The 13,333-nt window shown below is 72.8% G+C and carries 10 protein-coding genes; 4 read left to right on the plus strand and 6 right to left on the minus strand.

The window, feature by feature from the left end:
• Positions 1-11: 11 nt before the first annotated feature.
• Genes ACPCK6_RS16595 through ACPCK6_RS16610 form a run of 4 tightly spaced genes read right to left on the minus strand, consistent with a single transcriptional unit; the run spans position 12 to position 5,449 of the window.
• Complete coding sequence (locus ACPCK6_RS16595; RefSeq protein WP_423481558.1) at positions 12-434, minus strand: hypothetical protein; 423 nt, start codon at positions 432-434, stop codon at positions 12-14.
• A gap of 8 nt (positions 435-442) precedes the next feature.
• Positions 443-4,651, minus strand: coding sequence for a toxin glutamine deamidase domain-containing protein (locus tag ACPCK6_RS16600; protein ID WP_514132355.1), 4,209 nt, complete (start codon positions 4,649-4,651; stop codon positions 443-445).
• Positions 4,652-4,675: 24 nt separating this feature from the next.
• A complete protein-coding gene (locus tag ACPCK6_RS16605) occupies positions 4,676-5,032 on the minus strand; it encodes a hypothetical protein (protein ID WP_135243437.1) in 357 nt (118 codons plus the stop codon).
• 3 nt (positions 5,033-5,035) lie between these two features.
• Complete coding sequence (locus ACPCK6_RS16610; RefSeq protein WP_396880009.1) at positions 5,036-5,449, minus strand: YbaB/EbfC family nucleoid-associated protein; 414 nt, start codon at positions 5,447-5,449, stop codon at positions 5,036-5,038.
• A gap of 78 nt (positions 5,450-5,527) precedes the next feature.
• Between ACPCK6_RS16610 and ACPCK6_RS16615 the strand changes: the two genes are divergently transcribed.
• On the plus strand, positions 5,528-6,763 hold the full coding sequence (locus tag ACPCK6_RS16615) for an SUKH-3 domain-containing protein (protein ID WP_423481560.1): 1,236 nt from the start codon (positions 5,528-5,530) through the stop codon (positions 6,761-6,763).
• 12 nt (positions 6,764-6,775) lie between these two features.
• Here ACPCK6_RS16615 and ACPCK6_RS16620 read toward each other — a convergent pair whose 3' ends face one another.
• Positions 6,776-8,215, minus strand: a complete 1,440-nt coding sequence (locus ACPCK6_RS16620; RefSeq protein ID WP_423481561.1) for an aldehyde dehydrogenase family protein — start codon at positions 8,213-8,215, stop codon at positions 6,776-6,778.
• 142 nt (positions 8,216-8,357) lie between these two features.
• Between ACPCK6_RS16620 and ACPCK6_RS16625 the strand changes: the two genes are divergently transcribed.
• On the plus strand, positions 8,358-9,794 hold the full coding sequence (locus tag ACPCK6_RS16625) for a gamma-aminobutyraldehyde dehydrogenase (protein WP_423481562.1): 1,437 nt from the start codon (positions 8,358-8,360) through the stop codon (positions 9,792-9,794).
• A 4-nt stretch (positions 9,795-9,798) separates the two neighbouring features.
• Positions 9,799-11,070, plus strand: coding sequence for a 4-aminobutyrate--2-oxoglutarate transaminase (gabT, locus tag ACPCK6_RS16630; RefSeq protein ID WP_396880005.1), 1,272 nt, complete (start codon positions 9,799-9,801; stop codon positions 11,068-11,070).
• A 67-nt stretch (positions 11,071-11,137) separates the two neighbouring features.
• Here the strand turns inward: gabT and ACPCK6_RS16635 are convergent, their stop codons facing one another.
• A complete protein-coding gene (locus tag ACPCK6_RS16635) occupies positions 11,138-11,797 on the minus strand; it encodes an RlpA-like double-psi beta-barrel domain-containing protein (RefSeq protein ID WP_071096683.1) in 660 nt (219 codons plus the stop codon).
• 246 nt (positions 11,798-12,043) lie between these two features.
• On the opposite strand from ACPCK6_RS16635, the gene ACPCK6_RS16640 reads away from it, so the two are divergent.
• Positions 12,044-13,327: a sigma-54-dependent transcriptional regulator family protein gene (locus ACPCK6_RS16640; protein WP_423481563.1), complete on the plus strand. Its 1,284-nt coding sequence runs from the start codon at positions 12,044-12,046 to the stop codon at positions 13,325-13,327.
• The last annotated feature ends 6 nt before the right edge of the window (positions 13,328-13,333 follow it).

Here is a 13,333-nt window from a genome sequence, read left to right on the forward strand (position 1 = left end):
CCCGGTCGTTGTCAGGAGGCGATGGTGGGGTCGGCGGCGGGGTCGCCGGCCTGCTGGAGCTGCTCCTCGAACATCACGAAGGTCCGCCGCCGGACGCCCCGGATCAGCGCCTGCTCCTCGGGCGTCGGGTACCGGCGTTCCTGCTGGAGCGTGTCCTCTATCGCCCGGACGGTTCCGTAGAGCGCGAAGATCGGCCCGTCGCCCTGGAGGTAGAGGCTTCTCTCAAGCTCGGTGAGCTGCACGAATTCTTCCGGCGAGACCTCATAGATCTCGTCGCCGCCCTCGAACAGCACCTTGTCGATGAGGTTGTTGGCCTCGCGCCAGCCCCCAGTGTCCTTGGACAGTCTCCAGCCGGCCACGCCCCCGTCTGCGGTCTCGACCAACTTCAGGGGAGAGTCGTAGTAGTTGAAGAACTTGGGCAGCGTCAAGCCCACCGCCGGCCTCACTGCGTCGGCACCTCCCCGATGCTCTCCTGCGCCTTGCTCCCGTAGGTGCTTTGCGCTCGCCGGAGGAGTCCGTCACGGATGGCGCGTTCTGTCTGTGTCAACGGCCTGCCTTCGCTCTCGGACAGCGCTTCTAGGTCGCGTCGGATTTCGTACAGCGCATGCTCCCATTCCGCGGCCTCCTCGATCCCAGCGAGCTGCAGTCGAAGTTCTGCCATATGGCCGTTCGACATCCGAAGGTTGAGTAAGAGGTCCCGGTAGCCGCTGTCCTGTGGATCGAGGAACCGGTCCTTGATGTGAAGGATCACCACATCCGGGTCGACTGCCAGCCGTCCGAGTGCCTGGTAGACAGCATCGAGCGTGTCGAATTGCACTCTGGCGCCCGCCAAGTCCTTGAGCTTTGACGCGTCGTTCTCATACTCGATCAGCTTGTCCAGAACGCGGTCCCGATTCTTGGGTTCCTTCCTCCAATCTGGGCTGCCTTGGTCGCCAGCCAGCGCAACAGCAAGCGCATTCAACTCCGGTTGGGCTGCCGCCGCGTCCGCGTACAGCCGATCGACGTAAGCGAGGCGATACACCTCATCATCTCGTCGGGCTCTGTCGAATCCGAGCTGCAACCGCCGTTGGCCGCGCCTCGCAACTCGCTCGCCGAGTTCCCGCTGCTCTTCGCTGATAGGCGTCGGCTGGGGCTTCAGTGGCTTCGGAGCGATGACCGCATCGACCCCGCGGACCGCGATGTCGTCGATGACTTCGCCGAGTACGTCGATGGCCTGCTGGTGGCTGGCCAGGTGATGCAGGGTCAGCGGCCGGGCGGTGAGCGAGTTGGCGAGTTCCGGGGTCGACAGGATCATCCGGACCAGGTCCGGCCGCTCCGCGAGCTGCCGTACCAGCGTCTCGGCCAGCAGCTCCTCGCGTCGCGGCGGCGCCTCCCAGCTCTGGTCGAGCATCCGCTGCACGCGCGGGTCGGCGAACAGCCGGGTGAGGTCGGCCGCACCGCTCTCGTCCAGCCCCGGTACGAGCCGCCGCAACGTCGGCACGTCGGCGTGCTGCGCCAACTCGACGGGCGTCACCCCGGCGGCGAAGGCGGCGTCGAAATTCCCGCTCTCCGCCAGTGCGTCGCGCACGTAGAGCCCGGCGGCGATCCGGTCGGCGTGTGCCTGCCGGTGCTCCTCGCGTACCCGGTCGGGTTCCGGCTCGACGGGCGGCGCGCTGCCCGGCATCGGTCCGTCGGCGCGGTGGTGGATGGTCGTGGACTCGCCGAGCAGGTGGACGTGGTTGAAGTCCGGGACGGGTCCGTCGACGATCGGCGGCGGGGCCGGTGGCCGTGGCGGCGCCGGGCTGGGCAGCGGCTCGGGCAGGACGTTGTAGGTGCCGGGTGGGCGGCCGGCGAGCGGCATCGGCCGGCCGTCGGGGCCGAGCACCAGAGCGTCGACGCCGACCACGTTGCCGCGGGCCGGACGGCCGCTGTGGTGGTAGATCGGCCGGTCCGCCACCTCGCCCGTCTGCGGGTCGAGGAAGAGGATCGTGCCGTTCTGGTTCAACGCCACCCACGCGTGCGATCCGCCGCCCTCGAAGGTGGTGATGAGGAACGCGTAACTGCCGTGGCCGCCCGACGCGAGCTGCGCGTACAGATCCCGGTAACCGCCGTCCACCAACAGCTGCCGCTCCCGGCCGGTGACACCGGGCCGGTCCGGTGGGCAGAGATTCTGGAACCGGCCGCCGGTCGTCTGCTCGACGCGAAGCGGCCCGTCCGCCTCCCCGCCCACCGGCCGGTTCACGTCGCCGTTCAGGTAGCCGTCGAACGTACGCGGCGCCGCGACGCGCGGCCGTCCGTGAACCCAGGTCTCGAACAGCGACAGCGTGCAGTCGAGGCAGTTGATCCCCCGGGTCGCGTCGGCCGCCGGTCCGCCGTCGTTCGCGAGGCGGAACCATCTGCCGCGCCGGGGATCGGCGGTACGGGTCACGCTGCCGTCAGGGTTGCGGGGCATCTGCCGTTCGAGGTCGGTCTGGTGCAGCGCCAAGGGAGGCCGGAGTCCTCCCCGGCGGCCGTAGGGCCGGGATCTGTCGATCGGCTCGGGGTGCCCGTGACCGGTGAGCGCCGAGTGGTCGGCCGTCTCCACCGCGCCGACGGCCAGGTCCGCCACGTCGTCGTTGATCCGGTAGAAGTCGAGGTCGTCCTCGACCATCACCTCCTGCGGAACGAGCCTGCCGGCCAGGACGTGCCGCGCCTCCTCGCGCAGGTCGGCCGCCTCCAGGGCGGCCTCGTGCGACTCCCGGTGCCATCGTTGCGCCGCCAAGGTCCGGCCGGCGCGTCGCAGCTCCACGGCCTGCGCGGCCCAGTCACTGGCCCGTTCCTCGTGGTACGTGGCGCGCTCGTGCAGCCAGTCGGCTCGGGTATCCCGTCGACGGTCCTCGAACCACCGCCGCTGGGACTGCAGGTGACCGTGGTAGCGGCGCCTGTCGAACGACTCCCTGTCGGCTACCAGCCGTGCGGCGCGCTCCCGGATCATTCGCAGGTCGGGAGGCGGCGGGTCGAGCCGGCTGGGGTCGGGGCCTGGGGCGTCCGCGGACGGCCGGGGCGGCGCCAGGGACTCCAGCAGGGGAAAGCGGGGGTTCGGAATCGGGCGCGGGTCCGGGCCGGGCAGGCCCGGGAGCGGTGCCGAATGCGGCTGCGGTGGCGGCGTGGACACCGGCGCCGAAGGTCCGAGGCCGGAGCCGGCCCGGTCCGACAACGGCGGTGCCGCCACATGCGGATCGTCAGTGGTGGACGGGGAGAGCGTGGCCGGTGCCGCTGCCGCCTGCACGGGGGTCGACGGTGGCGGAGCGTTGTCGATCGGCGACGTCACCGGACCCGTGCCGCTGTGGACTCCGGGCGCGGTCGACGGGGGCGTGGCGACGGGCGCGTCCGTGATCATCGAGGACAAGGTGGGGCTCGTGGCGACGGTCGGACGTGCCACGTCGTGCGGGACGACATCGCCGAGCGGTGTCGTCGTGGGGTCCGGCGCCGAATGGGGCAGGTCCACGGCGAGTGGGTGCGGACCGGCGGCGTGGGGCGTGACGTGTGCGGGTGTCGCGGGAACGGCGCCGGCGACCGTGTCGCCGCCGCCCTGGACGATCGGCTCGGCGGCCCGCTGGGCCGGGATCAGCCCGACGGGATCGGCGGCGACCGGCACGTCCAAGCCGACCGGAGACACCGTCAAACCGCTCAGCTGCCCGTCGAGGCGGCGTTGCAGCGCCGAATCCGCCTGGTTGGTGGCGGACCCGCTGGCCCCGGAGGCAGCGGCGCGCGCCAGATCCTCGAGCGACGGCCCTTGGCCGGTCGCCAGACCCGCGGCGGTCTCCGCGAGCGTCTCCCCGCCCATCTCCCGCCCGAACCGCTCGGCGATCTCCGCGAACGGCCCGTTGGCGTGCCGGCCCAGCCCGGCCAATGGCGCGACCGCGCCGCCGGCGAACCCGCCGAGAGCCGACGTGCTCACGTCGGTCAGGTCGAGGCCGTCCCGCCGGCCGGTGGAATTCTGGTACGCCTGCGTGCCGAGGCTGGTGCCCGCTTCCTGACCGGCCTCCAGCAGGCCGCCGATCGCGGCCCGCCGGGCCAGCTTGCGGGCACCGGACTTGGCTGCCTCCTTCGCGGCCCGTTCGCCCGCTTCCTTGAGGCCCTGCTTGACCGCCTTGCGGGCGAGCTGAGCCACCAGCCGCTTGAAGATCTGTTGCACCACGACCCGCGTGGCGGTGATCGCGGCGGCCGCCGCCGGTGAGGCGGCGCCCAGGGTGAGCACCGTCGCGACGGCCAGGGACAGCAACTCGATGACCAGGATGCCCAGCTCGATCCAGGCTTCGAGCTTCGCGCCCTCGATGTCGCAGCCGCAGGAGTCGACCAGGCGCGCCAGCTCGTCGGTGGCCGCGACCAGGACGTGCAGTGGCGCGTCCTCACCCTCGGCGAGCTTGTGCCACGCCGTGTCGAACGCGCCGGCGACCAGGCCGACTCCCCCGTACCCGCTCTTCACCTCACCGGCGGCGGTGATCGCGTCGTCGCGCGGACGGGTCAGGACTCCCGCCACGCCGTACCACTGGTCGGCCAGGTCCCAGACGGCGCGCTCGTCGCCCTCCGGCCATTCGACGCCGACCACCCAGTCGAGCGCCTCGTAGATCCAGCCGGGCAGGTCCCACGGGCAGAAGTCGAGCGGGTGCGGGATCGGGCTGGGCAGCATGCTCACGCGCGGGTCCTCCGGTGGTCAGCGCCGGGGCCGATGGGGGTTGTGCCCTTGCTGCGGGATCGTCCCGAGGTCACGGGCGTTACTGAGGTCCGTCTCCACAGTGGCCGTGACCGAGCGGACGACGTCCGACCCGAGCACCTCCAGTGACCGGCCGAGAAGCTCCCACGCGCGCAGCAGCGTCTCGGCGTAGCCCTGGTAGTGCTTGTCGAACGCGGCGCCGATGTCGTCGCGGCCCCAGGGCCGCTGGGCGCTCGCGGCGGCGATCGGCTCGCCCGTCTCCCGCCGGGCCGCGCTCACCGCCCGCCCCGACAGCGCCAGGTCGGCGCCGCCGCGGCGGGCCCGGTCCGGGTCCAGCCAGATCTCTCCCCCGGCCACCTCTCACTCGCCGCGGGCCAGCACGGAGTCGGCCCGGCCGAGCAGCGCGCCGAAGTCATGGGTACGCAGGAACTCGACCGACGGCGAGCCCGGCGGCAGGTAGCCGGCGACGAGTTCGCGGGTGGCGGTGGTCGCCGCGGTGGAGGCGCGCAGCACGGTTTCGGTGATCTTCCGGCTCAACGCCCGGGCGTCTCGGTCGTGGAACGCCGCCGGGCTCACCTCGACGCTGATCAGCTCGCCTCGCGCGCCGACGACCGCGGTCACCTGACCGTCGTCGGAGCGTTCGGTGACCCGCAGGTCGGCCAGCTTGGTCTGGAGTTCGTCCAGACCGGACCGCAAGCGCTGGTATTGGCCGTACACCTCGTCGAATCGCGCGCGCAGTGCACGGTTCGCATCCCGGTCCGCACTCTCGGCCACCGCCGCTCCCCTTCCGTCACCGTGGGTAGGGCCGACCATACCGGGTGCCACGAAATCCGTGGGGTCCGGTAATTTCAGGTGGTGATCGAGCGACAGCAGGCCGAGCAGATCGCCTCGGTGTGGGCCCGGCGCGACTCCGACCGCCTCGGTTTTCCCTGCACCCCGGAGGTCGAGGAGTTCGACCTGGGCTACGTGGTGAGTTCCGTCGTGTCCACCGAGGGCCGGGCGCTCCCCGGCGACCTGCCGACCACTGTGATCGACAAGGAGACCGGCGAGGTGTCCACGTGGCCGCGGGTGCCGGCCGCGGCGGTCGAGCGGATGTACCGGCAGCGGCGTCCGGCCGAACCGCGCCCGCCGCGTACCGTCGATCCGGCCGCCCAACTGCTGCGTGAGCTGACCCGCCTGCCGACGCCCGGCGCGGCGGCGCACCTCACTGTCGGCGGCCGGCAGCACGTCGCGCAGGGCGCGAAGGGCGAGATCGAGGTACGCCACCACCCGCTGGTGCAGTCCTATCTGGACGAGCTACCGGCAGGGCATCTGGTACGCGGCGGGGAGCGGCACGCCGAGATGATCGTCGTCTCCGATGCGCTCTACGAGCACGACCACCGTCGCGCCGCCGAAGGTCTGCCGCCGCTGTCCATCGAGGACGCGCGCGACCTGTTCGGCACCAGCCGGATCGAGAGCTTCCGCGTCCGCGAACCCGGCGATCCCGCGGGCGGCCCGGCCGAGTTGCGCTGCGAGTCGTGCATCAGGTTCCTCGTGCACGTCAACGTGCTGCCCTGGCCGGAACTGGCCCTCGCCGAGGAGTGGCAGTCGGAGCCCCAGACGCCTCCGGAGCCCGACCGGTTTCCCGCCGAGGTGGCGAACGCGCTCGTGATCGCCGGCTGGCGGCCGCACTTCGGCGACGAGGTGTCCGCCGCCACCTCGGTCCGCAAGGTCAGCGAGGTCCGGGGCGCGCAGCACGCCCACGCCACCTTCCCGGCTGCGCTGGCGACGCTCACGGCCTTTCCCGGGCTGGTCACCGCACGCCAAGGCCCCGGTGAAGCGGTCTGGATCTCGCGCTTCGAGGTGCGGCCACGGAAGGTGGCGCACACCGCCGACTCCCTCGCCGACTTCGCCGCCGTCCTGGGCGCCCGCCTGTTCCCGCTCGGCAGCGAACGTCAGGAGAGCATCCTCGCGGTCGACGAGCACGGCCGCGTCTTCGCCCTCGACCAGGCCGGCGAGTGGTTCCTCGGCGCCGACATCGACGCCGCCCTCACCACCCTGCTGCTCGGCCGCGCCCCCGCCCGGGTCCGCGACGACGGCACCTGGTGAGCGGGCGGGCGATCAGAGGGCCACGCCGGTCAGCACTGTGACCCGCGGCTCGGTGTAGTCGTCCATCGCGCTGCGCAGCCCTTCCCGCCCGACTCCGGAGCCCTTCATGCCGCCGTACGGCATCTGGTCGGCCCGGTACGACGGCACGTCCCCGACGATCACGCCGCCGACCTCCAGCGTGCGGGCGGCCTCGAACGCCACGTCGAGCCGGTGGGTGAAGACGCCGGCCTGCAGGCCGTACGCGGAGTCGTTGACGGCGGCGAACGCGGCCCGGTCGTTCGCGACCGGGGCGACCACCAGCACCGGTCCGAACACCTCCTCGGCGCACACCTTCGCGTCGGCCGGTACGCCGCTGAGCACAGTGGGCGGGTAGGTGGCCCCGTCGCGCCGCCCGCCGGTCTCGATGACGGCACCGGCGGCGACCGCCTCGTCCACCCAGGTCTCGACGCGCTGCGCCGCCTCGACCGACACCAGCGGGCCGACGTCGGTCAGCTCGGAGCGCGGGTCGCCGGTGCGCAGCGCCTGCACCGCCGCGACGAGCCGGGGCAGGAAGCCGTCGTAGAGCCACTCGTGCACGTAGACCCGCTGCACAGCGATGCACGACTGCCCGGCCTGGTAGTTGGAGAACGTGGCGATGCGGTGCGCGGCGAAGGTCAGGTCCTCGTCCGCCGCCCAGTCCTCGCAGATGACCGCCGCGGCGTTGCCGCCGAGTTCCAGCGTGACGTGCTTGTCCGGCGCGGCCCGGCGGATGGCCGCGCCGACCGGCCCGGAGCCGGTGAACGACACCACCGGCAGTCGCGGGTCGGTGACCAGTTCGGCGGCGCGCTCGTTCGGCAGCGGCAGCACCGAGAACATGCCCTCGGGCAGGTCGGTCTCGGCCAGGAGCTCGCCGAGCAGCAGCGCGGTGAGAGGGGTGGCCGGGGCGGGCTTGACCACGATCGGGGTGCCGACGGCGAGCGCCGGGGCGACCTTGTGGGCGACCAGGTTGAGCGGGAAGTTGAACGGGGTGATGCCGAGCACCGGGCCGCGCGGCACGCGCCGGACCAGGGCGATCCGCCCGGTGGCGGCCGGGTCGGTGTCGAGCCGTTGCAGTTCGCCGGAGAAGCGGCGGGCCTCCTCGGCGGCCCAGCGGAACGTGGAGATCGCGCGCCCGACCTCGGCCTTCGCCCATTTGACCGGCTTGCCGTTCTCGGCGGTGATCAGCGCGGCGACCTCGTCGGCCCGCTCGGCGAGCCGGCGGGAGACGTGGTCCAGGGCGGCCGCGCGGGCGTGCGCGGGCAGGGCCGCGGCCTCCGCCGCCACCCGGGCGGCGCCCGCGACTGCGGCTTCGACCTGGCCGGCCGTGGCGAGCGTGGTACGCCCCACCGGCTGCCCGTCGTACGGGTGGGTGACTGTCAGCTCGTCCTCGCCGTGGGCGGGGCGACCGGCGACGTAGAAGGCTCTCGGCTCCACGACCGGCAGCCTAGACCACAGGCGCCCACGCGGAAACAGTTGCTCAAACCCTTGTCTGCCTCGGATTTAGTAGCCAAGATGGCAGTCAGATTGCGATAACCTCCGCTGACCCTCCTCCCGGCCACCTTCTCGGAGACTTCTGATGAGCGACCAGCAGCAGCTGCGCAACTTCGTCAACGGCGAGTACGTCGACCCGGTGGACGGCGGCTACGCCGACCTGATCGACCCGTGCACCGGCGAGGTCTTCGCCCAGGCCCCGGTCTCCGGAGCGGCGGACGTGGACGCGGCGATGAAGGCCGCCTCCGCCGCGTTCGAGACCTGGCGGGACGCCACGCCGGCCGAGCGGCAGCGGGCGCTGCTGAAGTTCGCCGACGCGGTGGAGTCGCGGGCCGCGGAGCTGGTCGACGCGGAGGTCCGCAACACCGGCAAGCCCCGGCAGCTCACCGCCGACGAGGAGTTGCCGCCGGCGGTGGACGAGCTGCGCTTCTTCGCCGGGGCGGCCCGCCTGCTGGAGGGGCGTTCGGCCGGTGAGTACATGGCCGGGCACACCTCGTACGTGCGGCGCGAGCCGATCGGCGTCTGCGCCCAGGTGACGCCCTGGAACTACCCGCTGATGATGGCGGTCTGGAAGATCGCCCCGGCGCTGGCGGCCGGTAACGCGGTGGTGCTGAAGCCGTCGGACACCACGCCGGTGTCGACGCTGCTGCTGGCCGAGATCGCCGCCGAGCACCTGCCCCCTGGTGTGTTCAACGTGGTCTGCGGCGACCGCGACACCGGCCGTACCCTGGTGTCCCACCCGACCCCGCAGCTCGTGTCGATCACCGGCTCGACCCGCGCGGGCATGGAGGTCGCCGCCGCGGCGGCGCCGGACCTGAAGCGGACGCACCTGGAGCTGGGCGGCAAGGCCCCGGTGGTGATCTTCGACGACGCGGACGTGGCGGCGGCGGCCGAGGCGATCGCGATGGGCGGCTACTTCAACGCCGGTCAGGACTGCACGGCGGCGACCCGCGTGCTCACCGGGCCGGGCATCCACGAGGACTTCGTGGCCGCGCTGACCGAGCAGGCCCGCAACACCCGCACCGGGGCGCCCGACGACGCCGACGTGCTCTACGGCCCGCTGAACAACGCCAACCAGCTCGCCCGGGTGAGCGGCTTCGTGGACCGCCTGCCGGACCACGCGAACGTCACCACCGGCGGTGCCCGGGTCGGCGAGCGCGGCTTCTTCTACGCCCCGACGGTGGTCTCCGGCGTACGGCAGACCGACGAGATCATCCAGGACGAGGTGTTCGGGCCGGTCATCACCGTGCAGCGCTTCTCCGACGAGGACGAGGCGGTGCGCTGGGCGAACGGCGTGGAGTACGGCCTGTCCGCCTCGGTGTGGACGCGCGACCACGGCCGGGCCATGCGGATGACGCGTCGGCTGGACTTCGGCTGCGTCTGGGTGAACACGCACATCCCGTTCGTCTCGGAGATGCCGCACGGCGGCTTCAAGCATTCCGGCCACGGCAAGGACCTGTCGGTCTACAGCCTGGAGGACTACACCCGGGTCAAGCACGTCATGCACAACATCGAGGGCTGAGCCCATGACCACAAGCGATGAGCTGCACAAGCGCCGGGTCGAGGCGGTGGCGCGGGGCGTGGGCAGCACGATTCCCGCGTACGTGGACCGGGCGGGCGGCGGCACGATCACCGACGTGGACGGGCGGGAGTGGATCGACTTCGCGGCCGGCATCGCCGTCACCAACGTGGGCAACTCCGCGCCGCGCGTGGTCGAGGCGGTACGCGCGCAGGTCGAACGGTTCACCCACACCTGCTTCATGGTCGCGCCGTACGAGTCGTACGTGGCGGTCTGCGAGCAGCTCAACGCGCTGACCCCGGGTGGTTTCGAGAAACGCTCGGCGCTGTTCAACTCCGGTGCCGAGGCGGTGGAGAACGCGGTGAAGATCGCCCGGCACGCGACCGGACGGCCCGCGGTGGTGGTGTTCGACCACGCGTACCACGGCCGGACCAACCTGACCATGGCGCTGACCGCGAAGAACATGCCGTACAAGCACCGGTTCGGGCCGTTCGCCGGTGAGGTCTACCGGGTGCCGATGTCGTATCCGCTGCGCGACGGCGGGCTGGACGGCGCCACCGCGGCGGCCCGGTCGATCGAGATGATCGAGAAGCAGGTGGGCGCGGAGAACGTGGCCGCGCTGCTGATCGAGCCGATCCAGGGCGAGGGCGGTTTCGTCGTACCCGCTGAGGGTTTCCTGCCGGCGCTGCGCGAGTGGGCGACGGCGGCCGGGGTGGTGTTCGTCGCCGACGAGATCCAGACCGGTTTCTGCCGCACCGGCGACTGGTTCGCCTGCGAGCACGAGGGCGTCGAGCCGGACCTGGTCACCCTGGCGAAGGGCATCGCGGGCGGACTGCCGCTGGCGGCGGTGACCGGCCGGGCGGAGCTGATGGACGCGGTGCACGTCGGTGGTCTCGGCGGCACGTACGGCGGCAACCCGATCGCCTGCGCCGCCGCGCTGGCGGCGATGGAGACGATGCGGGAGCTGGACCTGGCCGCCGCCGCGCGCCGGATCGGCGCGGTGATGGGTGAGCGGCTGCGCGCGATCGCCGCCGGTGACCCGCGTGTGGCCGAGGTACGCGGCCGGGGCGCGATGCTCGCGATGGAGATCGTGGCGCCGGGCACGTCGACCCCTGACCCGGCCACCACGGCGGCGATCTCGGCGGCCTGCCACGCGGCCGGGCTGCTCACGCTGACCTGCGGCACCTACGGCAACGTGCTGCGGTTCCTGCCTCCGCTCGTCATCTCCGACGACGAGCTGGGCCGGGGACTGGACATCCTGGCGGCCGCCTTCGGCTGACCCCGGACGTGGAACACCATGGGCCCGATCTCCCCCAGGACCGGCCCATGGTGTTCCGCCCGGAGAATCAGCGGAGCAGCTCCACCGTGTTGCGCCGGACCAGGTTCTTGCCGGGTTCCCGGATCGCGTCCATGGCCGCCGTGTTCAGCAGCACGCAACTACCGGACGGCCCGGTCACCGTCACGGTCACCACCTTGTTGTTGTCCAGGTTCGTCACCCGCAGCCGGGTGCCGAGCGGGAACTGGCCACTGGTGGCGGCCGGCGCACCGCCCTCGGCGAAGAACGTGAGCGCGCCGGAGCAGACGCTGCCGCCGATCGGCTGCGCCGCGCCCGGGCGGGTCTCACCCGGCTGCGCGCCTGGTGCCGGGGCGCCGCCGCCGTCGAGGCGTTCCACCACGTTGCGGCGGATGACGTTCTTGCCCGGCTCGCGTACCAGGTCCATGGCGGCGGCGTTCAGCAGCACGCAGCTCCCGGACGGCCCGGTCACCGTCACCGTGGCCACCTTGCGGTTGTCCAGGTTGGTCACCCGCAGCCGGGTGCCCACCGGGAACCTGTCGCTCGTCGCGGCCGGCGGCCCGCCCTCGGCCGAGAAGGTCACCGACCCGGCACAGACCGACCGCGCGGCCGGCGCGGTGTCCGCGAAACCGAGTCCGGTGCCCACCGAGACCGCCACCGTGGCGGTCACCGCCACAGTCGCCGCCAGCACGTGCTTGCGCTGCACCCTCACGTTCTCTCCCGTCGTCGCTGTCGTTCGACGCGTGGTACGGACGGGAGGGCCGGACCGTTCACCCGGACTCGTGGACTACAACGGACCGTAACGGGTGCGTGGCGCTCCGGTCATCGGCGCCCGCAGCAACCGGCGTGGGGCCGTCCGGTCCGTCGGCGGGCGGAAGGGGAGCGCCGCCGAGGCGACCCGGATCACGCATTGGCGCTCCGGCGTGAGGTGGGTCACGATGGGTGGAAGGAGGCGCTGGTGGCTGACCCGTGGCTCGCCCTGGAGTTCGGCGCGGATCCGGTGGAGCGGATCGCGCAGATCGGTGCCGCCCACGAGGCGTTCCTTACCGCCGGCACCACCTCCGGCCGGGTCCGGGAGGTGGTGGCCCGGTCCTGGGAGCGGTCCGCGCTGCTCGACCCGGAGGCCACCGCGCCGGTCGACCTCACCGACGACGCGCTGGAGACGTACCGCGCCGCGCATCCGCTGGCCCGGGTGATGCCGCTGTTCCGCGACCTGCTCGGCGGCATCGCGCAGGACGGCGCGCACCTGATGGCGGTCTGCGACGCCGCCGGGCGGCTGCTCTGGGTGGAGGGCCACCCCGGGGTGCTGCGGCACGCCGAGCGGATGAACTTCGTGCCGGGCGCCCGCTGGGACGAGGCGCACGCCGGCACGAACGCCCCCGGGACCGCCCTCGCCGTCGACCACGGTGTGCAGATCTTCGCCACCGAGCACTTCGTCCGGCCGGTGCAGCGCTGGACCTGCGCCGCCGCGCCGATCCACGACCCGGCCAGCGGCGCGCTGCTCGGCGCCGTCGACATCACCGGCGGGGACCACCTGGCCAACCCGCAGAGCCTCGCACTGGTCCGGGCCACCGCTCGCGCCGCCGAGGCGTTCCTGGCCGGCGCCGCGCCCGCCGCGCCGGACGTGGCGTACGTGTCGGCGCTCGGGCGAGACGAGGCGGAGCTGCGCGTCGGCGGCCGGCGCATCCGGCTCGGCCGGCGGCACAGCGAACTTCTGGTACTGCTCGTCGACCATCCCGAGGGCCGCACCGGGGAACAACTCGGCCTCGACCTCTACGGCGACGACAGGCGGCACCCGGTCACGCTGCGCGCCGAGCTGTCCCGGCTACGCCGCGTGCTCGGCGAGGAACTGCTCGACTCCCGCCCGTACCGGCTGCGGCCGGCCGTGCGCGCCGACTTCCGTACCGTCACCGAACTGCTGGAACGTGGCGATCCGGCGGCGGCGCTGCGCGCGTACCCCGGGCCCCTGCTGCCCCTGTCGGACGCGCCGGGAGTCGCGCGACTGCGCCGCCTGGTCGACGGCCAGTTGCGTGCCGCCGTGCTGGCCGGCGCCGACCCGGGGCTGCTCGCGGCCTGGACCGCGACGGCGGCCGGGTCCGACGACCTGGCCGCCTGGCAGGCCCTGGCCCGGGCGTTGCCGCCGGGCGCGCCCCGCCGGCCGCTCGCCGTCGCGCGGGCCCGCCAGCTCGCCGAGGAGTACGCGCTGCCGCGCGCAACGTTCCTGCAACGTCCCGGAAACTAGCCTGCC

Origin of the sequence: Micromonospora sp. AB353 (genome assembly GCF_049538395.1) — a bacterium.
GTDB classification, from domain to species: domain Bacteria; phylum Actinomycetota; class Actinomycetes; order Mycobacteriales; family Micromonosporaceae; genus Micromonospora; species Micromonospora aurantiaca.